A 25,983-nucleotide genomic window follows, 5' to 3' on the forward strand; every position below is an offset into this window, starting at 1 on the left:
CGGCCGGGGCACTGTGCCAGACAGACCGGGAAATCCCGGCAGGATATGGTATTCTGAACGCAATATATGTCGAACCGGCTCAGGCAGAACGCTGCCCAATAATACGATGAAAGAACAAGAAAAAATTTCCTTACCGGCGTTGCAACAGCAGCTTGATGGCCTGATGCTGCGCGACAAGTCGCGCTTTGCCCGTCGCCTGCACGGTGCAAAGAAGGTTAAAAATCCTGAATCCCGCGAGGCGGTGCTGGCGACGCTTGCCCAGGAGATAAGCAGCGCGGCCGCAAAGGTGGCGCTGCGTGAAGCGGCGCGCCCGGCCATCGTCTATCCGGACAATCTGCCCGTCAGCCAGAAGAAACAGGCGATTCTCGACGCGGTGCGTGACAACCAGGTGGTGATCGTCGCCGGTGAAACCGGGTCGGGTAAAACCACCCAGCTGCCGAAGATCTGCCTGGAGCTGGGGCGTGGGGTAAAAGGCTGGATCGGCCATACCCAGCCGCGTCGTCTGGCGGCGCGCACCGTGGCGAACCGCATTGCCGAGGAGCTGAAAAGCGAGCCGGGCGGGGCGGTGGGCTATAAGGTGCGCTTCAGCGATCACGTCGGGGATAACACCCTGGTGAAGCTGATGACCGACGGTATTCTGCTGGCGGAGATCCAGCAGGATCGCAAGCTGATGCAGTACGACACCATCATCATCGATGAAGCGCACGAGCGCAGTCTTAACATCGACTTCCTGCTCGGCTACCTGCGCGAACTGCTGCCCGAGCGTCCGGATCTGAAGGTCATCATTACCTCGGCGACCATCGACCCGGAGCGCTTCTCGCGCCACTTCAACAACGCGCCGATTATCGAGGTTTCCGGGCGCACCTACCCGGTTGAAGTGCGTTATCGCCCGATCGTGGAAGAGGCGGACGACACCGAGCGCGACCAGCTGCAGGCCATTTTTGATGCGGTGGACGAGCTGGGCCGCGAGAGCGCCGGGGATATCCTGATCTTTATGAGCGGCGAGCGCGAAATCCGCGACACCGCCGATGCCCTGAACAAGCTGAACCTGCCGCATACCGAAGTGCTGCCGCTCTACGCCCGGCTGTCGAACGCCGAACAGAACCGCGTGTTCCAGTCCCATACCGGGCGGCGCATCGTGCTGGCGACCAACGTGGCGGAAACCTCGCTCACCGTCCCGGGCATCAAGTACGTTATTGACCCCGGCACCGCGCGCATCAGCCGCTACAGCTACCGTACCAAAGTGCAGCGTCTGCCGATTGAGCCGGTCTCTCAGGCCTCCGCCAACCAGCGAAAAGGACGCTGCGGCCGCGTATCGGAAGGTATCTGCATTCGTCTCTACTCCGAAGATGATTTCCTGTCGCGCCCGGCCTTTACCGACCCGGAGATCCTGCGTACCAACCTGGCGTCGGTGATCCTGCAAATGACCGCCCTTGGGCTGGGCGATATCGGCGCGTTTCCGTTTGTCGAAGCGCCGGACAAGCGCAATATTCAGGACGGCGTGCGCCTGCTGGAAGAGCTGGGCGCTATCACCACCGATGAGACGCAGAGCGTCTATAAGCTGACCGCCCAGGGCCGTCAGCTGTCGCAGCTGCCGGTGGACCCACGCCTGGCGCGCATGGTGCTGGAAGCCAGCCGGCACGGCTGCGTGCGTGAAGCGATGATTATCACCTCGGCGCTGTCGATCCAGGACCCGCGAGAACGCCCGGCGGACAAACAGCAGGCCTCGGATGAGAAGCACCGCCGCTTCCACGACAAAGAGTCCGATTTCATGGCCTTCGTCAACCTGTGGAACTACCTGGGGGAGCAGCAGAAAGCGCTCTCGTCTAACCAGTTCCGCCGCCTGTGCCGCACTGACTACCTCAACTACCTGCGGGTGCGCGAGTGGCAGGATATTTACACCCAGCTGCGCCAGGTGGTGAAGGAGCTGGGGATCCCGGTCAACAGCGAACCGGCAGACTATCGCGCCATCCACACCGCGCTGCTCACCGGTCTGCTGTCGCACATCGGCATGAAGGATGCCGACAAGCAGGAGTACACCGGCGCGCGCAACGCCCGGTTTGCTATTTTCCCTGGATCCGGGCTGTTCAAGAAGCCGCCGAAGTGGACCATGGTGGCCGAGCTGGTGGAAACTAGCCGTCTGTGGGGACGCATCGCGGCACGGATCGATCCGGAGTGGGTCGAGCCGGTGGCCCAGCATCTGCTCAAACGCTCGTACAGCGAGCCGCACTGGGAGCGGGCGCAGGGCGCGGTGATGGCCACCGAAAAGGTGACGGTGTATGGCCTGCCGGTGGTCGCAGCGCGCAAGGTTAACTACAGCACCATCGATCCGGCGCTCTCCCGCGAGCTGTTTATCCGCCATGCGATGGTGGAGGGCGACTGGCAGACGCGCCACGCCTTCTTCCGCGAAAACCAGCGGCTGCGCGCCGAAGTGGAGGAGCTGGAGCATAAATCCCGCCGCCGCGACATCCTGGTGGACGACGACACGCTGTTTGCGTTTTACGATGCGCGGGTCGCCCATGAGGTGGTCTCCGCCCGTCACTTCGACAGCTGGTGGAAGCGGGTCAGCCGCGAGACGCCGGATCTGCTCAACTTTGAAAAAAGCATGCTCATCAAGGACGGCGCAGAGCAGGTCAGCAAGCTCGACTACCCGAACTTCTGGCACCAGGGCAATCTCAAGCTGGCGCTCAGCTACCAGTTTGAGCCGGGCGAAGCCGCCGACGGCGTCACGGTACACATTCCGCTGCCGCTGCTGAACCAGGTGGAAGAGACCGGGTTTGAGTGGCTGGTGCCGGGTATGCGCCGCGAGCTGATTATTGCCCTGATCAAATCCCTGCCCAAGCCGGTACGGCGCAACTTTGTGCCGGCGCCGAACTACGCCGAGGCGTTTCTGGGCCGCGTCACGCAGCTGGAGATGCCGCTGCTGGACGCGCTGGAGCGCGAGCTGCGCCGCATGACCGGCGTCACCATTGACCGCGACAGCTGGCAGTGGGATCAGGTGCCCGATCACCTGAAAGTGACCTTCCGGGTGGTGGACGAGAAAAACCGCCGGCTGAACGAAGGTAAAGACCTTGCGGCGCTGAAAGAGGCGCTGAAGGGGAAGGTGCAGGAGACGCTGTCTGCGGTGGCGGACGACGGCATCGAGCAGAGCGGCCTGCACATCTGGAGCTTCGGCACGCTGCCGGAGAGCTACGAGCAGCAGCGCGGCAGCTACAAAGTGAAGGCCTGGCCTGCGCTGGTGGATGAGAAAGAGAGCGTGGGTATTCGGCTGTTTGACAATCCGCAGGAACAGCAGCAGGCCATGTGGCGCGGTCTGCGCCGTCTGCTGCTGCTGAATATTCCGTCGCCGATTAAGTATCTGCACGAGAAGCTGCCGAACAAGGCCAAGCTGGGACTCTACTTCAACCCGTACGGCAAAGTGCTGGATCTGATTGACGACTGCATCGCCTGCGGCGTGGATAAGCTGATTGCCGAAAACGGCGGGCCGGTGTGGGACGAGGCGGGCTTTGCCCGGCTGCAGGAGAAAGTGCGCGCCGAGCTTAACGACACGGTGGTGGCAATCGCCAGCCAGGTGGAGCAGATCCTGACGGCGGTGTTCAGCATCAACAAGCGTCTGAAGGGGCGCGTTGATATGACCATGGCGCTGGGGCTGTCGGACATCAAAGCGCAGATGAGCGGGCTGGTGTATCGCGGCTTCGTGACGGCCAACGGCTATAAGCGCCTCGGGGATACCCTGCGTTACCTGAACGCCATCGAAAAACGGCTGGAGAAGCTGGCGGTGGATCCGCACCGCGACCGCGCCCAGATGTTGAAAGTGGAGCAGGTGCAGCAGGCGTGGCAGCAGTGGATAAACAAACTGCCGCCCGCGCGGCGCGATGACGACGACGTGCGCGAGATCCGCTGGATGATCGAGGAGCTGCGCGTCAGCTTCTTCGCCCAACAGCTTGGTACGCCGTATCCCATCTCCGACAAACGCATTTTGCAGGCCATGGAGCAGATCGCGGGCTAGCCGCATCACGGAAAGGAACAGTAATGACAAAGGTGAGTATCGGGTTAAGCGTGGCGCTAAGCGCGCTGGCAATGAGCGCGGCGGCGCAGACGTGCGACCCAACGCAACGGGCGATGAACGCCAACAACCTGCAAATTATCGCTGAACTTAGCGCGCCGAAAGGAGAAATGGCCTCGTATCACGCGGTGGCGAAAGGTGAAAACATCGATTTCACCACCGACACACGCGCGACGTTTACGCCGTGTAACGTGCTGGAAAGCGCCAGCACTACGTACTCACGTGATGACGGCATAAGCAAAATGACCATGGATTACCACCTCAAGCGCGACGCGGAGGGCTGGATTACCACTGAGGCCATGACGATCACTGCAAAGGATAAAACGCTAACGGACATGAAGGGTGAGACGCGCTATCGCCCGGACAGTACCGGGCGCATTACCGAGTCGATCGCGACCTTTACCCTTGACGGCCAGCTGGCGCAGACGCGGACGCAGTATGAGTATGACAAGAATAATCGTATTGTTCGTACCGTAGCGCGCAGCTCATTGCCGTTTTTTGAAGAGACGACGGAGCTGAGCTATGACACGCGTGGCTTGCTGATCCGCACATCAAGCGGTAAGACGAACAGTACGGTCAGCTGGGGACAGGATGGTCGCTGGCTGAGAAGTGAAACAGAGACCAGCCATCCCTACAGCGTGCTCTACACCGTAGACGAGTGCACGAAATGGGATGAGCAGGACAGCTGTCTCACGGTCAAGCGTGAAGAGAAAGAGAAGTACGCGAAACAGACCACCCGTTACACCTTTGTCATGAACAAAGAGATCAAGTATTACTGAGCGCCAGCAGGTGGGATGACGCTGTCACTTCACCTGCCAGCCACCCCCTAATGCCCGATAGAGATCGACCTGCGCCAGCAGCAGATCGTTGCGGGTCTGTACCACGTTGAGTTGGGTTGAGAACAGGGTACGCTGGGCGTCCAGCTCATCCAGGAACGAGGAGTAGCCGTTGCGGTAGCGGTTGTGGGCAATGCGCAGCGTCTCCTGCGCCACCTGCTCCTGCGCTTCCAGCTCCGTCAGCTGTTCGCCCAGGCGGCGAATCGCATCCAGACTGTCATTCACTTCCCGAAACGCACTCCGCACCGTACTTTCATAGCCATACAACGCCTGATTGCGCTGGGACATCGAGACATCCACCTGCGCGTTCAGCGTATCGCGGTTAAGCAGCGGGGCAAGAATGCTCCCCCCCACGCTCCACAGCCGCAGCGGGTTGTCCAGCAGCCCGGCGAGGGTATCATCCTGATAAGTGCCTGACGCGCTGAGACTCAGGGACGGCAGCAGCTTCGCCCGGGACGCGGCCAGGGTGCTGTCCGCCGCCAGCAGGGTTTGCTGTGCCTGGACGATATCCGGACGGCGCGCCAGCAGGGAGGACGGCAGCTGCGACGGCATCGGCAGCGGCGTAAGGGCGGCGAACGTGCCACCGCGCGCCACCGGCGCAGGCAGGCTACCGGCCAGCACCTGCAGGGCGTTCTCCTGCTGGGCAAGCTGGTGTTGCAGCTGGGGGATCTGCGCCCGGGTGGCGCGCAGTTCGGAATCGGACTGCATCAGCTCCAGCCGGGAAGAATAGCCGGTTTCATACTGCCGCTTTGCCAGCTGGTATGCCCGCTCGCGTGCCTCAAGGGTGGACTGGGTGATGCGCAGCTGTGCATCGAGCGCCAGCAGGGTGATGTATCCGCTGGCAGCCTGGGAGGCCACGGTCAGATCCGCAGCGGCGGCGGCCGATTTTTGCGCCGCCAGCGACAGACGGGCGGCATCAATATTACGGCGCGTCGCGCCCCACAGATCCACGTCGTAGCTGGCGTTCAGCCCGCCCTGATAGCGGGTGCCGTGAGTGGGCAGCCCGGTCGCGGCCGACTGGGATCGCGCCCGGGTCACGCCGAGCGAGGCATCCAGCGTGGGCCACAGGGCGCTGTCGGCGGCGTTAACGCGCGCCTGGTACTCATCAATACGCGACCTGGCGGTCAGCACATCGCTGTTGTAGCGCAGCGCCTGCTCAACAAAACGGTTGAGCTGCGAGTCGTGAAAGTTACGCCACCAGAAACCTTCCACCGGGCTGTCCGGCCCGATACCGTCGCGCCACTGGGCGGGAATGGTGAGCGACGCCGGGGCCTTGTCGACCTGCGGGCTGTGGCAGCCGGCCAGCAGCAGCGCCAGCGCGACGGCGCTCATGCGCGTGCGGATCATGGCTGCGTCTCCCGGGTATCAATCGTGACCTGCACCGACATACCGGGGCGCAGGCGCGCTTTGTGCCGCGCGTCGCCTTTCACCTCAATGCGCACCGGAATGCGCTGGGCGATTTTGACAAAGTTACCGGTGGCATTGTCCGGGGTGATGGCGCTGAACTCGACGCCGGTCGCCGGGGAGATGCTCTGCACCCGGCCGCTGAAGGTCTCGCCGTTCAGGGCATCCACGGTAAAGGTCACCGGCTGGCCGACGCGCACTTCCGCCAGCTGCGTCTCTTTCAGGTTGGCAATCACCCAGTGCTGGGCCGGCACCAGGGTGGTGAGATGGGTACCCGCCGCCACGTAAGCGCCGAGGCGCACCGAAATCTGCCCTAACTGACCGTCGCGCGGGGCGACGATACGGGTGTTTTGCAGATCGATACGCGCAAGCTCAAGCGCCGCGCGGGCGTTGGCCACGTCTGCTTCCAGCCCGGCGCGGTTGACGATGGTGGTCTGCAGATCCTGGCGCGACATCTCCAGCTGCGCTTTCGCCTGGTCAATGCTGGCGGTGCCCTGCGCGGCGCTGGCCAGCGCGGCATCCCGCTCGCGAACAGAGAGCGAGCCGTCTGATGTCAGCTCCTTGACGCGTTTCAGGTCGGCCTGGTTCTTCTGGTTTTGCGCCCGGGCGTTGCTCAGCGCGGCTTCATCCCTGGCGATGACCGCCTCGGCGCTGCGGCGCTGCTGCAGGTTATTGGCAAGGGTCGCTTCACGCATGGCGAGGGTCGCCTGCGCCTGATGCACCCGCTGCTGATAGATGCGGTCATCAATGGTCATCAGCACATCGCCTTTCTTCACCTGGGCAAAATCCTGCACGTTGACGGCGGTGATATAGCCGTTGACCTGCGGGCTGATAAAGGTGGTCATCCCGCGCACGTAGGCGTTGTCGGTAAACTGCGAATGGCGGGTGAAGGGCGGTAGCTGCCAGGCGTAAAGGATCACCAGCACGCCGACAATGCCGATCGCGGCGGCAGCGAAAATGGAAACCACGCGCAGGTTGCTGCGGGTATTCGCCTGCTCTTTGGCGGCGTCCTGCTGACTCATAGATACTCCGAAGTTGTCATTTTACAGTGGTTATTATTTGGTTCCCGTGGCACGCCTGAGCGCCAGATGGGCGGTAATGCGCAGCCGCAGCAGACGCCAGCTGATCCACAGCAGCGTGGCGGCGGCGATGCTGGCGGTCAGCAGGTACGTATCGTTATAGGCCAGAATATTCGCTTCCAGCGCGCTGACGTTCTGCAGCTGGGTAATCGCCTGCACGCTGCGCAGCGCAGGGTCGCCAATCTGGTCCTGATAGAGCTGGGTATAGGCCTGGATGCGCTCGCTCACCCAGGGACTAATGGTGGTGAGCTGGTCGGCCAGCAGGCTGGAGTGGTACTTCTCCCGCCAGGTCTGGAAGGTGCCCAGAATGGCCGAGCCCAGCAGGCCGCCAATGTTCTGACTCATGCCGAACAGCACCGAGAAGCTCACCAGGTTACGCGGCTCGGCAATCACGCCGCCAATGCCGGCCAGCATCGCCGGGGCGAGGAAGAAGGCGCTGGCGAACCCAAGCAGGAACTGGCTGATAATCAGCTGATCGGGGCGCGTCAGACTGGTGGAGTGGCTGTCCATCAGCGAGGCAACGATCATCAGCGCCAGCGAGGCCATGATCGGCCACGCCAGCTGTTGAGGCTTGATGGTCAGACAGCTGGCGACGATGCCGCAGACGATACCGGCGAAAATAGCCCAGGCCAGGTGGGTCATCTGTTCGTTTTGCAGCCCGACGTACTGCAGCCAGCCGATCACCCCGGTGTTCTGCTCGGCGAGCACGATGCGGATCAGCAGCATGATCAGCCCGAGCCGCAGAATACTGCCGCTGGAGAGCCAGCGGGTGTTGAGCAGCGGGTTGCTGCGGTTGTGCTCAAACACCACGGCGCTGACGATCAGCACCACCGCGCCCGCCAGCGCCCAGCCGAGCCACGGCGTTTCAAACCACCACTCGATACGGCCCAGCGACAGCACCGCGCACAGCAGCGCCATGCCGGGTGCCAGCAGGATGAAGGTCAAAAAATCTTTCTTCTCGAACACCTTTTTGCGATCCCCCGGCGGCAGCTTGAGGGCGATCACGCAGGCCAGCGACACCAGTGCCAGCCCCAGCTCAAACAGGTAGAGCCCGCGCCACTCATCAATCTGCAACAGCTCGGTGGAAAACAGCCGCGCAATGGGGATGGCGAGCGACGACCCGGTGATACCGATGGTCAGCGCCTTAAGGCGATGCTTCGCCGGCCACGCCTGAATCTGGTAGTAGATCCCAAGCGAACTGAGCGCCGCGGCAACCATGCCGTGTGCGGCACGCACCATCAGCGCGGAGCTGAGATCGTTCACGAACAGGTGGAAAAAGGTCACCAGCACGTAGAGCACCAGGAAACCCTCGGTGAAGGCGCGCAGGCCATACTGCTGGCGGAATTTGACCAGCAGCAGGTTGATGGAGACGTTGGTCATCACATACACGGCGGGCAGCCAGGCGATCTCCGTGGTCCAGGCCGCGAAAGTGCCCTGCAGGTTTTGCAGGTTCGCTGACACCATGGCGTTCCCCAGCGCGCCGGTAAGGCACACCAGCAGGCCAACGATACCGTAGGCGATGCGTTTCGGGGTGGTGTGGTAGGGCGTTGAGGGCGAGCCGAGCAGCATTGGCTTTTCATGGGGCTGCCACTCGCGGGGCGTATAGGGATCGTGACGGGTAAAACGCATTATCGCTTCTGAACCTCTTGCAGCAGACGCGTCAGCACGCTGCGCACCTGGCGTTGCTCGTCCGGGGTAATGGTGGTCAGCACGTCTTCGCGAAAACCATCGGCGACCTCAAGCACCTCACGGTAGAGCGTTTGCCCCTCGGGGGTGGCGACCAGCAGCCGCTTGCGTTTGTCGTCCTCGGTTTTCACCCGCTCAATCAGCCCCTGGGCAACCAGGCGGTTCAGCAAGGGCACCAGGGTGGCGGTCTCCACGCCCAGCTCCTGCGCCAGCTCGCGCTGGGAGAGCGGCTCCGGGTGGCGGGCAATCGCCGACACGGCCATCCAGCTCGCCTGGCTCATGCCGCGGGTTTTCAGGCGACGATTAACCGCCAGCCGCCAGTGGTGCGCGGTCAGATGCAGAAGGTGCGAAAAGGTCAGGCGGTCGTAGTCCACAGGCGTTATCAGAAAGGTAGAGGTCTAATCATATTATGGTAGGCGCGTCGCAGACTGCAAGTAGCAAAGCATGATAAAAGCCGCTACGCTCAGCCGGTTACGGGTCTATCATGACACCCGCTGGAGGTGACAGTGTCACAGAAAAGAGTCTACTGCGTCGCGCAAAGCGATCCTACTGCCCCCGATGCGCTGGCATTACAGGCCGCGCTCTCTGAAACCCTGCAGGGCCTGACCGGCAGCTCAGGGCGGGCATCGTTCCGCTATGAGGATGTGCAGGTCAACGGCGCCGGATTTTTCATTGCGCGAGATGAAGAGAACAACCCCATCGGCTGCGTGGCCTGTCGCCCCTTGCAGGCGGGCGTCGGGGAGGTGAAACGCCTGTTCGCTTTGCCCGGTAATCCCGGTGCCGGGGCGGCGCTGTTGCGCTGGGTAGAGCAGTGGGCCCGCGAAGAGGGGTATCGCGAACTGTGGCTGGAAACCCGTACCACCAATCAGCGTGCGGTGGAGTTCTACCTGCGCGCCGGGTATCACATCATCGACAACTACGGGCGCTACGTCGGACAGGAGGACGCCGTGTGCTTCGGGCGCACGCTGGAGGTGAATGATGATCGCCGGGCTTAATCATCTGACGCTGGCGGTGCGGGCGCTGGACCCCAGCGTGGCGTTTTATCATCAACTACTGGGCCTGACGCTGCACGCCCGCTGGGATACCGGGGCCTATCTGTCCGCCGGTCCGCTCTGGGTCTGTCTCTCCCTCGACGAGGCGGCCGGCACGCGGCGGGAGGACTACACCCACTATGCGTTCAGCGTGGCGGAAGCGGACTTCCCGGCGCTGTGCGCCAGGCTGGAGCAGGCCGGGGTGAGCGTCTGGAAAAGCAACCGCAGCGAAGGGGAATCGTTTTACTTTCTCGACCCGGATAACCATCAACTGGAGTTGCACGTCGGCTCGCTGGCCTCACGTCTGGCGTCCTGCCGCGAAAAGCCCTACAGCGGCATGATGTTCTACGAGGATGAGTAAGCGTCGCGGTGTCATCCTGCGGTAACCGGGCCGTGTTGCTGGCTTTAGGGATGATCTGATGTCGAAACAGGACGGTGGGATATATCTTTACATCAGGCTTTCAACATGGAGTGGACGATGATAACGACTTTCCCGCGTCTCCCTGACCAGACGCTACAGGCTGTCAACACCATCGGGCAATGGCTGGCGTGTGACGACGCCAACAGCACCAGAAATGCCAAAGCGGACCTGCTGGTGCTTGCCGGCAACGCCGTGATCCCGACTATCGACGCAGCGTGCGAGCGCGCCGCGACCCAGGAGATCCCGCTGCTGATTACCGGCGGCGTGGGGCACTCCACCACCTTCCTCTACGCGGCGATAGCGCGCCACCCGCGCTACAACACCATCCAGACCACCGGGCGTAGCGAAGCGGCCATACTGGCCGACATCGCGCGCGAGTTCTGGAACCTGCCCGAAGAGCGGATCATTATCGAGGATCGCTCCACCAACTGCGGTGAAAACGCGGCCTTTACCCGCCAGCTTCTGGACGAGTGGGGCATGTCGCCAGCGCACGTTATCGTGGCGCAGGACCCGGCCATGCAGCGTCGTACCCTGGCAACCTTCGCCCACGCCTGGCGCGGTGCCGCGCTGCAGCCCGCGTGGAGCAGCCAGCCGGGTATCGTGCCGGTGCTGCGCAACGGCGCGCGCGGCGTGCACTTTGTTGAAGGCGATGCGGGCATGTGGCCTGCGGAACGCTACATCTCACTGATCATCGGCGAAATTCCCCGCCTGCGCGATGACCACCGCGGATATGGCCCCCAAGGGCAGGACTTTATCGAACACGTCGATATTCCGCCTGAGATAGAGCAGGCCTGGCACTCGCTGTTCAACGATCCCATCCTCACCCAGGCGCTGCGTAACCGTTCGCTGCTGTAGCCCGGGTGCCCGTTTGTGTCTCGCTCTGCTCAAACGGGCAGCTTATGTTGCATTTCCGTAACGTCCCCGACCGCCGAACCGCCCAATTTTTCGATCCCCTTCACAGTTTGCTGCCCACCGCTGCCGTTTGTTGTTAACGAGATTTAGATTTTTAACAACTAATTCACTTTCTTCCCACCACGTTTCAGGAGTAGGTCATGACGGCACCGGTGCAACATTCCATGTATATCGACGGGCAGTTTGTCAGCGGGCAGGGCGATGCCTGGATAGAGGTCATCAATCCGGCCACCGAAGCGGTTATCGCGCGCATTCCGGACGGCACCGCGGCGCACGCCCGGCAGGCCATTGCGGCGGCGAAACGCGCCCAGCCGGGCTGGGAGGCGCTGCCGGCCATTGAGCGTGCGGGCTGGCTGCGCCAGATCGCCCAGGGTATCCGCGAACGCGCAGCAGAGATCGCCGCGCTGATCGTGGCCGAGGGCGGTAAGGTGCAGGGGCTTGCCGAGGTGGAGGTGGCGTTTACCGCCGACTACCTCGATTACATGGCGGAGTGGGCGCGCCGCTACGAAGGCGAGATCCTGCAAAGCGATCGGCCGGGGGAGAACATTCTGGTGTTTAAGCGCGCGCTGGGCGTGACCACCGGCATTTTGCCGTGGAACTTCCCGTTCTTCCTCATCGCCCGCAAGCTTGCGCCGGCGCTGATTACCGGCAACACCATCGTTATCAAGCCAAGCGAACTGACCCCCAGTAACGCCGTGGCGTTTGCTGAGATTGTGCATGGCATCGGCCTGCCGGCCGGAGTGTTTAACCTGGTGCTGGGCCGCGGGGAGACCGTCGGGCAGGAGCTGGCCGGCAACCCGGACGTGGCGATGGTGAGCATGACCGGTAGCGTGGCGGCGGGGGAAAAGATCATGACCGCCGCGGCGAAAAACATCACCAAAGTCTGTCTGGAGCTGGGCGGCAAGGCGCCGGCCATCGTGATGGACGATGCGGATCTGGAGCTTGCGGTGAAAGCCATCGTCGATTCGCGCGTCATCAACACCGGGCAGGTGTGCAACTGCGCCGAGCGCGTGTACGTCCAGAGGGGCATCTATGATGCGTTTGTTGCCCGTCTCGCCAGCGCCATGGGCGCGGTGCAGTATGGCGACCCCGCCGAGCGGCAGGATATTGCCATGGGGCCGCTGATCAACGCCGCGGCGCGTGAGCGGGTGGCCGCCGCGGTAGACGGCGCGGTACGCGACGGGGCCACCGTGCTGACGGGCGGTACGCTTCCGTCGGGCAGCGGCTATTTCTATCCGCCCACGCTGCTGGTGGATGTGCGTCAGGAGATGCGCATCATGCACGACGAGACCTTCGGCCCGGTGCTGCCGGTGGTGGCCTTCGATACGCTTGATGAGGCGCTGGCGATGGCCAACGACAGCGAGTACGGCCTGACATCCTCCCTCTATACCCGGGATCTCACCACCGCCATGCGGGCGATTAACGGGCTGAAGTTTGGGGAAACCTACGTCAACCGGGAAAACTTCGAAGCGATGCAGGGCTTCCACGCCGGCTGGCGCAAATCCGGGATCGGCGGCGCCGACGGGCGTCACGGCCTGAACGAATACCTGCAAACCCAGGTGGTGTATCTGCAATCCTGAGTGCCTGCCGCCCCGACATGCGTCGGGGCGTTTTTTTCCCGCCCACCCCACCAGGCCACTCCCTCCCTTTAAGATGAACGCATGTTCACAAAAATGTTGAACATGCGTTCATCTTTTGCCATAGTGCTGTCGTCATCAGGAGGTAACACCCATGACGTATCTGAAACGAGACGCACGCGAAGAGCAGCTGATTGCGCTTACCGTCCAGCTGCTGACGGAGAAGGGCTACCGCGCGACCACCACCCGGGATATTGCTGCCCTGGGCGGCGTTGCGGTAGGAAACATTACCCGGCTGTTTGGATCGCTTACCGCCCTTAAGCATGCCGCGCTTTATCGCATCAACGACCGGCTGGTAGCGGACACCGAAGCCGCCAGCGTGGGCAAGGTGCCGCTGGACGGCCTCATGACGCTGCTCGGCGATCCCACCGATGCCCGGAACCAGCACGTGATGTCGCTGTGGCGCGAGGTGGCGGTGCTGGCAAACAGCGACCCGACGCTGCTGGTCATTCACCAGCACGCGCTGCGCGGCTGGGCGCAGTCGGTGGCGGGCTACCTTGAGGCGCAGGCGCCGCACGTCAGGCTACGAGACAGCGCATCGCGTACCGCCTGGCGGCTGATCGGCTTTGCCACCGGCATGGATCTGCTCCATGAGATCGGCGCGATGCCGGGCAGCCTGGACGAGATGAAACAGGATCTGGCTCGCTTTATCGCGGCCGAAATTTACAACGATGAGGTGAGATAATGCCCGGTATCTGGCTTATCCTGGGCGTGGCAATCGTTGCCGAAGTGATTGGCACCACGCTGCTTAAATATTCCCACGGCTTTACCCGCCTGTGGCCGACGCTGGGCACGGCGCTGTGTTACGGCATTGCCTTCTGGTGTCTCTCCCGGACGCTGGAGCACATTCCTACCGGCATCGCCTATGCCATCTGGTCGGGCGTCGGGATTGTGTTGATCTCTATCGCCGGCTGGATTTTCAGCGGCCAAAAGCTCGATCTGCCCGCGATGCTGGGCATGGGACTGATCGTCGCCGGTGTGCTGGTGATTAATCTGTTCTCGACGTCGTCGGCACATTGACCGTATCAATCTGACAACGAAACGATATTTCGCGGCTGGAACGGAAAAAGTAATGAAATCAGCCGCGTCTCTCGCTATGGTGTTTTCTCCGCTGCGTTCGATATGGTTAATTTATGCGCTCTCGTTATACAACTCTGCAAATTACAATTCACTGGCTGGTCGCGCTGCTGGTCATTGTGGCGTATGCCACGATGGAGCTTCGCGGCTATGCGCCCCGCAATTTGCGCTGGCTGGTTAACATGGTTCACGTCAGCTGCGGCATCAGCGTTATGGTGCTGATGGTGGCGCGGCTGCTGGTGCGTCTGAAGTATCCTGCTCCGCCCATCGTGCCGAAACCGCGCGGCATGGTGATCGGCCTGTCGCACCTCGGGCACCTGGCGGTGTACCTGATCTTTATTGTGCTGCCGGTGCTGGGCTTCCTGTCGATGTACTACCGGGGCGGGAACTGGATGGCGTTTGGCCTGCCGATGCCCTCTGCGGCAGTCGGGGATGAAGATCTGGTCGAAACCCTGTCCGATTACCACGTGCTGATCGCCAATATCAGCTATTTCGTGGTCGGCATCCATGCGGCCGCTGCGCTGCTGCATCACTATCTCTGGAAAGACAACACGCTGCTGAGAATGATGCCTGGCAAACGTACCTGACTCGACGCCCCGCAACGGGGCGTTTTTTTTGGGGGCAAAACGTGATCCCGCTGGCTGTTTTCTGCCCCGGTAGCGTTTCACTTCACATTTTTATTCCAGCCGGGTGGGCGAAAGCGCGGCGTTGCCTATAGAACTATATCTATTATAGAAACACTTTATGCAGATGACCTGTCCAGGGGCTGGCACTGCCAGCTTCCGCAACCCACCACCGGCGCGTATTGAACGCGAAAGGGGATGTGATGAACGATTCAGTCCGCGCTGGGGAAGCGCACGTGAATAAGGGTGAAGAGGCCGTGGTAACGCGCAAGCTGCGTAAGGTGCTGCTCGCCACCGGCGTGGGCCATTTTGTCGAGTGGTTCGATTTTGGACTCTACGGCACGCTGGCGGCGATCATCGGCATCAACTTCTTCCCCTCCGCCGATCCCACCGCCGCGCTGCTCGCGTCGTTTGCGGTGTTCGGCGCCGGGTTCATCATGCGCCCGCTCGGCGGGCTGTTTTTCGGCTCGCTGGGCGACCGGATAGGCCGCCAGAAAGTGCTGGCCACGGTGATCCTGCTCACCTCCGGCGCCACTTTTGTGATGGGGCTGCTGCCGACCTGGCACTCTATTGGCGTCACCGCCACGGTGCTGCTGGTGCTGACGCGTCTGGTGCAGGGCTTCGCCGCCGGGGGCGAGACCTCCGGGGCCACCACCTATCTCGCGGAATACGCCCCGGTCGCGCGGCGCGGCTACTTCACCTGCTGGATCGATAACTTTGGCTTTATGGCGTTTGTCGCCGGCTCCGGGCTGGTGTTTTTACTTACCGCCGGGCTGGGCGAAAGTGCCATGAACGCATGGGGCTGGCGCATTCCCTTTCTGATCGCCGGGCCGCTGGGGCTTATCGGCCTCTATCTGCGTACACATCTGGAGGATTCACCGGAATTCACCGCGGCGGCCGCCAGCGGGAAAACCGAAGCTGCACCGCTGCGGGTGGCGATGACCACCGCCTGGGGCGCGCTGGCGTTCTGCGTCGGGTTCGTGGTGATCAAAGCGGTGGGGCACTGGGTGCTGCAAACCTTTATGCCGAGCTACCTTTCCACCCAGTTGCACTACAGCAAGCTCGACGCCTACGCCATCACCACCATTGGGCTGTTTGCAATTGCGGTGATGGTGCCGTTTATGGGCTATCTCTCCGACAAATACGGTCGCAAACCGCTGATGCTGGCCGGCTGTGCCGGATTTATCCTCTTTACCTGGCCCGCACTGATGCTGATGGCGCGCGGAGACATGCTCTCCGCGGTGCTGGCCATGCTGATGCTCGGGGCATTTATCGCCGCGTTTGACGGGGCCTGTAGCGCAGCGATGGCAGAGCTGTTTCCGACCAGCATTCGCTACGGGGGCATGTCGATCGCCTACAACGTGGCGGTGGCGTTTTTCGGTGGTATCACGCCGTGGTTCTCCGCCTGGCTTATCAGCGCCACCGGCTACCCGTTCTCGCCGGCCTGGTACGTGATGGGCGCGGCGGTCATCACCTTCCTGACGGTGCTGCGCGCCAGGGAAACCGCCGGGCAGCCACTGAAGCGTTAGCGGGCGTGTGAATGGAACGCGTATCCTCTCTGCCGTTAAAAGTCGTAGCGGTTAATCATCTCCAGCAGATCATCATGCGTGCGGTAGCGCAGGCGCAGTTGCGCCTGCTGCGTTTTGGCCGCGGAGCAGACCTGATTTATCTCCTTTTCTAACGATTGTTGGCGAGCAACCGGCAGCATATTGTCCCATTCGCCTGCAAGGTATTCACAGCTATCGGCCTGGGTGATGAACGTGGTTATCTCCTGCGGTATTTTTTCAACAGCCAGGCTGCTGAACGCTGTCAGTAAACCAATGAGAGCAAACGCGGTGTTATTAACGCCCATCCGATGACCAGTGCGGTTTGTCATGACTTCCTCCATGATATTTGATTGCGCCATATTCGGCGCCGACAGCGTGTAATTCAGCATTCATTCCATCCTGAAAGGGAAGGATCATGCCGTGGATCTTACCCGGGGTGAAATTATTATAGTGCAATTAATGCTATCACTTTTCCTTTACGATTTGAGTTGAGAGATCCAAGAGGTAAATATATTTACCACAAACTTATAAACGATTTATAACACAGTGCTAAATGGCTGTAAAAATAATGAGTGATGAACTGCTGCTACTCGTGAAATTAACCTGTCTGCTACTTTTCAATTCCATAAGGGCAAAGATCAAACTGGCAGGCTGAAGAGCGAGAGCACTGTTCCAGGTGGGGCTGTTCGTTGCCGGGGCACTGCGCGCCCGCTTTGGTGGTCTGCCAGAAGGCGGCGCTGTAGGGGAATAAGTGGATGACGTCGATATCGCGTGGTTGATTATTAACAAGTAAGCCTATGCTGCTGGTGAAGATATTATTATCTGGCCTCAAAAAGTAACTGCCTTTATACCAGAGAATGACCTTAAAACCTTTCGGGCTAACGGCAAGGGCGAATGCCGTGCCGGTGGTGGGGGATGCCAACATCTCGGTTATATCCCAATGCATTTTTTTTCCTTTTTTGTGAGCAATGCTATGCTCCTGTCTGTCGTGTTTATTTGCCCTTCCTGAGAGCGAGAAACAAAATAACACTTATTAAGAATTTTCTCAATTTCAACGTTTGCCTTTTTACGTTTCTTTAGAAAGCATCATTCATTACGCCATTATACTTTCCGCTGTAATTATTTCTGTTAATTCAGTGCCTCCCTAAATAACCTGGAAAATAATAATTTTGTTATGTTAATAATGAAAAGGTAACTCTCTTTCCGGCGTGTCGACAGGATGTAAATACCGCTCCCGGTTCCCTGAACACAGCGAGAAACGATGTGATTTTACAATGCCACCTCACCAGGTTACTATACCCCCCTATAGTATACGGAGGGCGTGCCATGCCGCATTCACCGCAGGATAAAAAACGCATTCTCACCCGCGTGCGCCGCATACGCGGCCAGGCCGAAGCGCTGGAAAGGGCGCTGGAAGCGGGAGAACCCTGTCTGGCTATTCTCCAGCAGATCGCCGCGGTACGCGGCGCGGCTAACGGGTTGATGGGTGAGATGGTGGAGATTCACCTGAAAGACGAACTGGTCAGCGGGGACACCACGCCCGCTGAGCGGGCGCAACGTATGAACGACATCGGCCAGCTGCTGCGGGCTTATCTAAAATAATATGTACTATTCACAACAAGGGAAGAGACGCTTATGAAATCACGTGCAGCCGTTGCATTTGGACCGGGCAAACCGCTTGAAATCGTCGAGATCGACGTCGCGCCGCCGAAGAAAGGGGAAGTGCTGGTGCGCATCACCCATACCGGCGTGTGCCACACCGATGCGTTTACCCTGTCCGGCGACGATCCGGAAGGCGTGTTCCCGGCCGTGCTGGGCCATGAAGGCGGCGGTATCGTGGTCGAAGTGGGTGAGGGCGTGACCAGCCTGAAGCCGGGCGACCACGTTATTCCGCTCTACACCGCTGAATGCGGCGAGTGTAAGTTCTGTAAATCCGGCAAAACCAACCTCTGCCAGGCGGTACGCGCCACCCAGGGTAAAGGGCTGATGCCGGACGGCACCACCCGCTTCTCCTACAATGGCGAGCCGATCTATCACTACATGGGTACCAGCACCTTCTCCGAGTACACCGTGGTAGCGGAAATTTCGCTGGCCAAGGTGAACCCTGAAGCGCCGCTGGACAAAGTCTGCCTGCTGGGCTGCGGCGTAACCACCGGCATCGGCGCGGTTCACAACACGGCGAAAGTGAAAGAGGGCGACACCGTAGCGGTATTCGGCCTCGGCGGTATCGGTCTGGCGGTGATCCAGGGCGCGGTCCAGGCGAAAGCAGGCCGGATTATCGTCGTCGACACTAACCCGGAGAAGTTCAAGCTGGCCGGTGAGATGGGTGCGACCGATTTCGTGAACCCGAAAGACTACGACAAGCCGGTGCAGGAGGTGATCGTTGAGCTCACCGACGGCGGCGTGGACTACAGCTTCGAATGTATCGGCAACGTTGACGTTATGCGCTCTGCGCTCGAGTGCTGCCATAAAGGCTGGGGCGAGAGCGTCATCATCGGCGTGGCGGGTGCAGGTCAGGAGATCAAAACCCGTCCGTTCCAGCTGGTGACCGGACGCGTATGGCGCGGTTCGGCGTTTGGCGGCGTGAAAGGGCGCACCCAGCTGCCGGGCATGGTGGAAGACTCCATGAAGGGCAAAATCAATCTTGACCCGTTCATTACCCACCGCCTGCCGCTTTCGCAGATCAACGAAGCCTTTGACCTGATGCATCAGGGCAAATCCATCCGTACCGTTATCCACTTCGGCGACAAGTAATCCCCCTCTGCCAGCGGCGCCTGCCGCTGGCTATTTCCCCGATCTCGCAAGGTTTTAGCGCAAACTGTGAGCCAGTTAGCGCTTTTAGCGGTAAGCGTTCGTCGCGAAATGCCGATGTTTATCTGGTGTTATTTCGCACCTTACCAATAAGAGACTTGGGCCATGGACAAAACAAAAACGATGCACCACTCGGGGAGCGTCGGCTTCCTGCATCACATAAGGCTGGTTCCGCTGTTTGCTTCCATTCTCGGAGGGATTTTGCTGCTGTTTGCGCTGTGCGTGGGGCTGGCGGGTTACTTCCAGCTGCAGAGCGAACAGACCCTCAACGATGTGACGGAGGAAATTCAGGTTCGTTCGAGCCTTTCTAACAGTTCCAATCACCTGCGCACCGCGCGCATCAACATGATCCATGCCGGGGCGGCAAGCCGCGTGGCAGAGATGGATCTGATGAAGATGAACGTTGCTGAGGCCGAGAAGCGCCTTAAACAGGCGCAGGACGGCTTCAATCAGTATATGGACCGCAAGGTGAAAACCCCGGCCGATGTGGCGCTGGATGGCGAGCTGAAAACCCGCTTTACCGCCTACATTGACGGCCTGCAACCGATGCTGAAGTTCGCTAAAAACGGCATGTTTGAGGCGATCATCAACCATGAAGATGAAGTTGCCCGTCAGCTCGACAGCGACTATAACGACATTCTGCTCAAAGCCATTGAGATCCGCACCGCACGCGCGCAGCAGCTGAGCGTGGATGCCCACAACCGCACCCAGTTTAGCCTGATGGTGATGGGCGGCGCCTTTGCGGTAGCGCTGATTCTCTCCCTGCTGACCTTTGTGGCGCTGCGCCGCACGGTGATTACCCCGCTGCAGCACGCCGCGAAGCGCATTGAGCTGATTGCCGCCGGCGATCTGACGATGCCGGAAGAGGCCACGGGCCGCAGCGAAATCGGCAAGCTGAGCCAGCATCTTCAGCACATGCAGCGTTCACTGGTGGACACCGTGGGCAGCGTGCGCCAGGGCGCCGACGCTATCTATCAGGGCACCAGCGAAATCTCTGCCGGCAACACCGATCTGTCGTCACGTACCGAGCAGCAGGCCGCCGCGCTGGAGCAAACCGCGGCCAGCATGGAGCAGCTCACCGCCACGGTGAAACAGAACGCCGACAACGCTCACCACGCCAGCAAACTGGCGGCCGAGGCCTCTAACAAGGCCAGCGACGGCGGACGCATGGTGTCGGGCGTGGTCAATACCATGGGCGGCATCTCCGCCAGCTCGAAGAAAATCTCTGAAATCACCGCGGTCATTAACAGCATCGCGTTCCAGACCAACATTCTGGCGCTGAACGCGGCGGTAGAAGCCGCACGCGCCGGCGAACAGGGCCGTGGCTTCGCGGTGGTTGCCAGCGAAGTGCGTACCCTCGCCAGCCGCAGCGCCCAGGCGGCGAAAGAGATCGAAGGACTGATCGGCGCCTCGGTGACGCTTATCGACAAAGGCTCCAGTGAAGTGGTGGAAGCGGGCGAAACCATGAAGGGTATCGTCGATGCGGTACGCCGCGTCACCGATATCATGCAGGAGATCGCTGCCGCCTCTGATGAGCAGAGTCGTGGCATTGAGCAGGTAGGCCAGGCGATTGCCGAGATGGATAATGTCACCCAGCAAAACGCCGCGCTGGTTGAAGAAGCATCGGCAGCCGCGGTTGCGCTTGAAGATCAGGCCGCGCGTCTGACCCAGGCCGTGGGCGCGTTCCGTCTGCGCGGCGTTACGTCAGCACGCGACACCACGCCACCACCGTCCGCTCCACGCGCTGCGACACCGCGCCCGGCGCTGGCCCAGGGCGAGCACTGGGAAACCTTCTGAGTTATTTTCCGGGCACGTTCGTCGTGCCCGTCTACTCTCCAACCTGCGTTTTAGGACAATGCCTGGCGTTTGCCGCCTGGCTTATTTCCCGCATCGTCGTCCATGCTTAAGGGGACTTTAGCGATAACGGAGATAAGACATGCAGATCAAAACCATTCAGGACTTGTTCGTACATTTACTTTCCGACACGTACAGCGCCGAAAAACAGCTGACCAAAGCGCTGCCAAAACTGGCACGCGCCGCGTCTGAACCGAAGCTGAGCGAGGCGTTTAAAATGCACCTCGAAGAAACCCAGGGCCAGATCGAGCGCATCGACAAAGTGGTCGACAGCGTGCCCGAACTGAAGCTGCGCCGCATTAAGTGCGTGGCAATGGAAGGGCTGGTTGAAGAGGGTGCAGAAGTTATTGAAGAAGTCGAAAAAGGTCCGGTGCGTGATGCAGGACTGATCGCTGCGGCGCAGAAGGTTGAGCACTATGAGATTGCCGCATACGGTACCCTGGTAACCCTCGCGAAACAGCTGGGCTACAAAGATGCTGAAAAACTGCTGGCGGAAACCCTGGCAGAAGAGAAAGAAACCGACGGTAAACTGACGCTCATTGCGGAGTCCGGCGTGAACAAAAAGGCCAGCGCGGCCTGATTGTCAGGTTTCAGGAACGTGAACGACGCCCGGCTCTGCCGGGCGTTTTCATTTATGCGGGCACCGATTTTCGGATCTGATTGAGCAGCGCCTGCGCGCTGGGTGACAACGTCACATCCGAGCGGGTCAGAATGCCGATTGGCTCCCCCGCGCCAAGCGTCGGCACCGGCAGGGCCACCAGCACACCCTGTTTTAAATCCTCTTTTACCGCGCCGGATGGCACAAACCACACGTAGTCAAAATCCACCGTAAGCTGCCGCGACAGCGACGCCGAGAGCGTTTCCACGCAGGTTGGCGCCAGCTTGCACCCCTGGCTCTCCAGCAGCGCTTCGGCGTTCTCCCGCGGCACCGTGCCCTGAGGCGAGACCACCGCAGGCCACTCCATCACCCGGCTCAGGGTAATGTTGTCATTGAACAGCGGATGGTCAGGGCGAACCACCAGCTTCAGCGACTCGAGAAACAGCAGCTCATAGTTGAGGCCGGTCATCAGGTCCGGGTCCGACATGCGTCCGATGCCCACGTCGATCTCCCCGGTTTTCAGCCCAGCCAGCAGCATGTGGTTATTCATGGTGGCGACCTGCAGCTTGATGTCGCTGTGCTGCTTGTGGAAGTGACCGATAACCGTGGGCAGGACGCCAAGCGCGGCGGTGGGCAGCGCCCCGACGCGCACCACGTCAAGCTCCTTGTCTTCCTTACGATTGAGCGCCTGGCCGGCGTGGTTCAGGGCATCAAGCACCTTCACCGCGTGGGTGAGAAACTGCTCGCCCATCACGGTCAGCTTTGCACCCAGCCGGCCGCGGTCAAACAGGCGCACGCCGGTCAGCTGTTCCAGTTCGTTAAGCGTTTTAGACAGGGCGGGCTGACTGAGGTTGAGGGTCTCCGCCGCACGCCCAAGGGTTCCTTGCTGGGCGACGGCGACAAAAGTATGCAGGTGGCGCAAACGAATGCGCTGACTAAAGAGGCCATTTTTTTCCATAACCGATGTTTAAAGCAGTGCGGGGCGGGTGACAAGATAACTTGTTTAATTTTGATAACTTGCTAGCAAATTAAAATTAACAAGTAGTCAGTATTGATAACAAAAAGTGATTGTCGATATGATGCAACGTTGAATTTTGAGTGACGTTGTCACCGATGCGGTTAAAAATAACGCCGATTCATCCGGGATCACAGAACGGCAATTATTTGCCCGGCGCGTCAACGGCTTTTCTACACTCCAGAGAGTGTTACGCAGAGGAAGAGAGAGATGACGAATACCATCACGGCAGATGAAATTCGCGAGCTATTTTCTCAGGCCATGTCCGGGATGTACCAGCAGGAAGTGCCGCAATATGGCACATTGCTGGAACTGGTGGCTGATGTGAATCTGGCGATTCTGGAGAACAACCCGGCGCTGCACGAGCAGTTGCTCAACGCCGACGAACTGGCGCGGCTCAACGTGGAACGCCACGGCGCCATCAGGGTGGGCAGCCCAGCGGAGCTGGCGACGCTCAGGCGCATCTTCAAAGTGATGGGGATGCACCCGGTGGGCTATTACGATCTCTCTCAGGCGGGCGTCCCGGTTCACTCCACCGCGTTCAGGCCGGTGGAGGATGAGGCGCTGTGCCGCAACCCGTTCCGCGTCTTTACCTCGCTGCTGCGCCTTGAGTTGATTAGCGATGCCGCGCTGCGTAAAAAGGCGGCGGCGATACTCGCGAAGCGCGACATCTTCACTCCGCAGCTCTACCGGCTGCTGGATCGTTACGACGACAACCAGGGGTTCACGCCGGATGAGGCGCAGCGTTTCGTTACCGAAGCGCTTGAAACCTTTCGCTGGCATCGCCACGCCACCGTGGACGCCGACACCTACCAGGCGCTGCATGACGAGCACCGGCTGATCGCAGATGTGGTCTGCTTCAAAGGCTGCCACATTAATCACCTGACGCCGCGCACCCTGGATATCGATCGCGTGCAGGCCCTGATGCCGGAGTACGGCATCGCGCCGAAAGCCATCATCGAAGGGCCGCCGCGCCGCGAGCTGCCGATCCTTTTGCGCCAGACCAGCTTTAAAGCGCTGGAGGAGCCGATTCTGTTCGCCGGGGAGCATCAGGGCACCCATACGGCGCGCTTCGGCGAAATCGAGCAGCGCGGCATGGCGTTAACGCCAAAGGGACGGGCGCTGTATGACCGTCTACTGAGCGAAGCCGGGACCGGTAAAGACAACCTCACGCATCAGCATCACCTGCACCAGGTGTTCAGCGCCTTTCCGGATAGCGAGATGCTGCTGCGCCGTCAGGGGCTGGCCTACTTCCGCTACCGCCTGACGCCGGTGGGCGAGGTGCACCGGCACGCCATCTCACCGGGGGATGACCCGCAGATGCTGATCGAACGCGGCTGGATCACCGCCCAGCCCATCATCTACGAAGACTTTCTTCCGGTGAGCGCGGCGGGGATTTTTCAGTCAAACCTCGGGGACGAGGCACAGGGCCAGCGGCACGGCAACGCCAGCCGCGAAGCGTTCGAGCAGGCGCTGGGCTGCCCGGTGCTGGACGAGTTTACGCTCTATCAGCAGGCGGAGGATCGCAGCAAGCGCCGTTGCGGTTTCCTCTGAATTCGCCAGAATAAGAGGGTGTGTCCAATAAGGAAGCGGTATGAACACGCCTGAAACCCTCATCATTCAACTGCCCCAGGGACGGCTGCGCGGAGCCCTGGAAAATAACATTCACTGCTGGCGCGGCATCCCCTACGCCGCGCCGCCGGTCGGCGAGCGCCGCTGGCGAGCCCCCGAACCGGTAACGGCGTGGGAGGGCGTGCGCGACGCCACCCGCAACGGCGCCGCCTGCTGGCAAAACGCAACCCTGTGCGAGGAGATTGCCGGGGGCGATCCCGGTGCGTTCTCCGAAGACTGCCTGTGGCTCAACGTCTGGGCACCCAAAGAGCGTACCGCACCGCTGCCGGTGATGGTCTGGCTGCACGGCGGCGGGTTTACCCTCGGCTCGGCCGGGCTTCCTCCCTACGACGGCGCACGCCTCGCGGCGCGCGGCGTGGTGCTGGTTTCGGTGAACTACCGCCTCGGTCATCTCGGCTTTTTCGCCCACCCGGCGCTGGATCAGGAAAATCCTGACGGCCCGGTGCACAACTTTGCGCTGCTCGACCAGATTGCCGCGCTGCGCTGGGTGCAGCAGCATATCGAAGCCTTTGGCGGTGACGCCAGCAACGTGACGCTGTTCGGCGAGTCGGCCGGGGCGCGCAGCGTGCTGTCGTTGCTGTGCTCTCCGCTGGCCGCCGGGCTGTTTCATAAAGCGATAGTGCAAAGCGGCTACACGCTGCCGGATGTGCCGCGCCAGCGCGCGCTGCACCAGGGCGAGGCCGTTGCCGCCCATCTGGGACTGGAAAACGCCACCGCGGCGCAGCTGCGGGCGTTGCCCGGCGACGCATTCTGGGCGCTGGAGAAACCGTTCAACCTGCACCCCACGCCGATATCCGGTGACGCCGTGCTCCCCGAGCCGATGCTCGACACGCTGCTGCACGCCCGTCAGTACCCGGTGCCGGTGATGATCGGCAGCAACAGCGATGAGGCCAGCGTGCTCGGGCTGTTTGGCGTCGATTTCGCCGCGCAGATGACCCGGCTGCGCCGCGAGCGCCGGATGGGGATGGGGCTGATCCGGCTGCTCTATCCCGGTCTTAAAGGCGACGGGCCGCTGGGGCGCGAGGTGTGTCGCGACATGGCTTTCACCACCATGGGCTATGTGATGATGCGCGCCCAGCAGCGCCTCAATCAGCCGTGCTGGCGCTACTGGTTCGACTATGTGCCGCTCGCCGAGCGCAAGCTGTTTCCGCACGGGGCGTGGCACGGCAACGAGGTGCCGTACGTGTTCGACAACCTGACGCTCGCCGAACCGCTGTGCCAGCATGTGGATGAACAGGATCTGGCCTTTGCCGGGCAGGTGGCGGACTACTGGGTGCAGTTCGCCCGGGCGGCGAGCGCGCAGACCAGCGTGCTGGATGGCCCGGTTCGCTGGCCGGCCAGCACCCGCCGCCGCGACCGCCTGCTGCGCATCGGCATTCACCGCGAAGCGGGCTTCCGGGTAGAAAACCGCTTTATGCGCGCCCGCATGGCGCTTTTCTGCCGGGTGATGTCCCGGCTCGTCACCCTCGACTGACCCGGCCCGCAGACGGAAATATTTTCGCGCTGCGGTGCCGGCGCGCACGAAACATCGTATTATTCCCGCCCTGCATTTATAACCGGCAGGGCTTTTTTACGTTTATTTGCATTGTTTTCGGGACTTTCCGGTGGCGCTGAAAAAAGTCGCCCGCTTTTACGTCAAGTCATTGGATTTGGCGTAAATGTTGTCTAGAGTGAACGGCTTGCAGTCGTTGCACTCTCTTGCCGTTATGTTCCGCCCCGCGGAATATGATTACCACGACAATAAGAAGGACGAT

The 25,983-nt window shown here is 61.0% G+C and carries 23 protein-coding genes; 16 read left to right on the forward strand and 7 right to left on the reverse strand.

Going from position 1 to position 25,983, the window contains the following annotated elements; all coding sequences use genetic code 11:
- The first annotated feature begins 106 nt into the window (after positions 1–106).
- Positions 107–4,009 carry an ATP-dependent RNA helicase HrpA gene (gene hrpA / locus DW58_RS14090; protein WP_024547598.1) on the forward strand — a complete coding sequence of 1,301 codons (3,903 nt, stop codon included), beginning with the start codon at positions 107–109 and terminating at the stop codon, positions 4,007–4,009.
- A gap of 23 nt (positions 4,010–4,032) precedes the next feature.
- On the forward strand, positions 4,033–4,845 hold the full coding sequence (locus tag DW58_RS14095) for a hypothetical protein (RefSeq protein ID WP_024547599.1): 813 nt from the start codon (positions 4,033–4,035) through the stop codon (positions 4,843–4,845).
- A gap of 24 nt (positions 4,846–4,869) precedes the next feature.
- Here DW58_RS14095 and DW58_RS14100 read toward each other — a convergent pair whose 3' ends face one another.
- Genes DW58_RS14100 through DW58_RS14115 form a run of 4 tightly spaced genes read right to left on the reverse strand, consistent with a single transcriptional unit; the run spans position 4,870 to position 9,445 of the window.
- Complete coding sequence (locus tag DW58_RS14100) at positions 4,870–6,249, reverse strand: efflux transporter outer membrane subunit (protein WP_173644479.1); 1,380 nt, start codon at positions 6,247–6,249, stop codon at positions 4,870–4,872.
- Positions 6,246–7,328 carry an HlyD family secretion protein gene (locus DW58_RS14105; protein ID WP_029593039.1) on the reverse strand — a complete coding sequence of 361 codons (1,083 nt, stop codon included), beginning with the start codon at positions 7,326–7,328 and terminating at the stop codon, positions 6,246–6,248. The genes DW58_RS14100 and DW58_RS14105 overlap by 4 nt, the downstream gene beginning before the upstream one ends.
- 33 nt (positions 7,329–7,361) lie before the next feature.
- Positions 7,362–9,014 carry an MFS transporter gene (locus DW58_RS14110; RefSeq protein ID WP_024549573.1) on the reverse strand — a complete coding sequence of 551 codons (1,653 nt, stop codon included), beginning with the start codon at positions 9,012–9,014 and terminating at the stop codon, positions 7,362–7,364.
- The gene (locus DW58_RS14115; RefSeq protein WP_024549572.1) at positions 9,014–9,445 is read right to left on the reverse strand and encodes a MarR family winged helix-turn-helix transcriptional regulator; all 432 of its coding nucleotides are present in this window, start codon (positions 9,443–9,445) and stop codon (positions 9,014–9,016) included. Before DW58_RS14115 ends, DW58_RS14110 begins: the two co-directional genes overlap by 1 nt.
- A 132-nt stretch (positions 9,446–9,577) precedes the next feature.
- Between DW58_RS14115 and DW58_RS14120 the strand changes: the two genes are divergently transcribed.
- From DW58_RS14120 to DW58_RS14155, 8 genes are all read left to right on the forward strand, one after another.
- Positions 9,578–10,066, forward strand: coding sequence for a GNAT family N-acetyltransferase (locus tag DW58_RS14120; protein WP_024549571.1), 489 nt, complete (start codon positions 9,578–9,580; stop codon positions 10,064–10,066).
- Entirely contained in the window at positions 10,050–10,463 is a 414-nt protein-coding gene (gene fos, locus DW58_RS14125; protein WP_024549570.1) for a fosfomycin resistance glutathione transferase, read from the forward strand. Before DW58_RS14120 ends, fos begins: the two co-directional genes overlap by 17 nt.
- A 117-nt stretch (positions 10,464–10,580) precedes the next feature.
- On the forward strand, positions 10,581–11,378 hold the full coding sequence (locus tag DW58_RS14130) for a YdcF family protein (RefSeq protein ID WP_024549569.1): 798 nt from the start codon (positions 10,581–10,583) through the stop codon (positions 11,376–11,378).
- Positions 11,379–11,575: 197 nt separating this feature from the next.
- Positions 11,576–13,015 carry an aldehyde dehydrogenase gene (aldA, locus tag DW58_RS14135; RefSeq protein ID WP_024549568.1) on the forward strand — a complete coding sequence of 480 codons (1,440 nt, stop codon included), beginning with the start codon at positions 11,576–11,578 and terminating at the stop codon, positions 13,013–13,015.
- A gap of 151 nt (positions 13,016–13,166) precedes the next feature.
- The gene (locus tag DW58_RS14140) at positions 13,167–13,757 is read left to right on the forward strand and encodes a TetR family transcriptional regulator (RefSeq protein WP_024549567.1); all 591 of its coding nucleotides are present in this window, start codon (positions 13,167–13,169) and stop codon (positions 13,755–13,757) included.
- A complete protein-coding gene (locus DW58_RS14145) occupies positions 13,757–14,092 on the forward strand; it encodes an EmrE family multidrug efflux SMR transporter (protein WP_024549566.1) in 336 nt (111 codons plus the stop codon). The genes DW58_RS14140 and DW58_RS14145 overlap by 1 nt, the downstream gene beginning before the upstream one ends.
- Positions 14,093–14,205: 113 nt before the next feature.
- Entirely contained in the window at positions 14,206–14,736 is a 531-nt protein-coding gene (gene cybB / locus DW58_RS14150; protein ID WP_024549565.1) for a cytochrome b561, read from the forward strand.
- A 239-nt stretch (positions 14,737–14,975) separates the two neighbouring features.
- Positions 14,976–16,301, forward strand: a complete 1,326-nt coding sequence (locus DW58_RS14155; RefSeq protein WP_024549564.1) for an MFS transporter — start codon at positions 14,976–14,978, stop codon at positions 16,299–16,301.
- Positions 16,302–16,336: 35 nt separating this feature from the next.
- Here DW58_RS14155 and DW58_RS14160 read toward each other — a convergent pair whose 3' ends face one another.
- Positions 16,337–16,708, reverse strand: a complete 372-nt coding sequence (locus tag DW58_RS14160; RefSeq protein WP_024549563.1) for a hypothetical protein — start codon at positions 16,706–16,708, stop codon at positions 16,337–16,339.
- Between the two features lie 221 nt (positions 16,709–16,929).
- Entirely contained in the window at positions 16,930–17,265 is a 336-nt protein-coding gene (locus tag DW58_RS14165; RefSeq protein ID WP_029696388.1) for a hypothetical protein, read from the reverse strand.
- Positions 17,266–17,645: 380 nt separating this feature from the next.
- On the opposite strand from DW58_RS14165, the gene DW58_RS14170 reads away from it, so the two are divergent.
- From DW58_RS14170 to DW58_RS14185, 4 genes are all read left to right on the forward strand, one after another.
- Entirely contained in the window at positions 17,646–17,921 is a 276-nt protein-coding gene (locus tag DW58_RS14170; RefSeq protein ID WP_024549562.1) for a metal/formaldehyde-sensitive transcriptional repressor, read from the forward strand.
- Positions 17,922–17,954: 33 nt separating this feature from the next.
- Positions 17,955–19,073 (forward strand): S-(hydroxymethyl)glutathione dehydrogenase/class III alcohol dehydrogenase, encoded by a 1,119-nt coding sequence (locus DW58_RS14175; protein WP_024549561.1) that lies wholly within the window; start codon positions 17,955–17,957, stop codon positions 19,071–19,073.
- A gap of 162 nt (positions 19,074–19,235) precedes the next feature.
- A complete protein-coding gene (locus tag DW58_RS14180; RefSeq protein ID WP_024549560.1) occupies positions 19,236–20,927 on the forward strand; it encodes a methyl-accepting chemotaxis protein in 1,692 nt (563 codons plus the stop codon).
- Between the two features lie 139 nt (positions 20,928–21,066).
- On the forward strand, positions 21,067–21,564 hold the full coding sequence (locus DW58_RS14185; RefSeq protein WP_024549559.1) for a YciE/YciF ferroxidase family protein: 498 nt from the start codon (positions 21,067–21,069) through the stop codon (positions 21,562–21,564).
- A gap of 52 nt (positions 21,565–21,616) precedes the next feature.
- Here DW58_RS14185 and DW58_RS14190 read toward each other — a convergent pair whose 3' ends face one another.
- Positions 21,617–22,540: a LysR substrate-binding domain-containing protein gene (locus tag DW58_RS14190; protein ID WP_024549558.1), complete on the reverse strand. Its 924-nt coding sequence runs from the start codon at positions 22,538–22,540 to the stop codon at positions 21,617–21,619.
- 267 nt (positions 22,541–22,807) lie between these two features.
- On the opposite strand from DW58_RS14190, the gene hglS reads away from it, so the two are divergent.
- Together hglS and DW58_RS14200 are read left to right on the forward strand one after the other, a co-directional pair.
- Positions 22,808–24,151 carry a 2-oxoadipate dioxygenase/decarboxylase HglS gene (gene hglS / locus DW58_RS14195; RefSeq protein WP_024549557.1) on the forward strand — a complete coding sequence of 448 codons (1,344 nt, stop codon included), beginning with the start codon at positions 22,808–22,810 and terminating at the stop codon, positions 24,149–24,151.
- Positions 24,152–24,191: 40 nt separating this feature from the next.
- The gene (locus DW58_RS14200) at positions 24,192–25,703 is read left to right on the forward strand and encodes a carboxylesterase/lipase family protein (protein ID WP_024549556.1); all 1,512 of its coding nucleotides are present in this window, start codon (positions 24,192–24,194) and stop codon (positions 25,701–25,703) included.
- The last annotated feature ends 280 nt before the right edge of the window (positions 25,704–25,983 follow it).

The sequence above is a fragment of the Siccibacter turicensis LMG 23730 genome (assembly GCF_000463155.2).
Taxonomy (GTDB): Bacteria; Pseudomonadota; Gammaproteobacteria; order Enterobacterales; family Enterobacteriaceae; genus Siccibacter; species Siccibacter turicensis.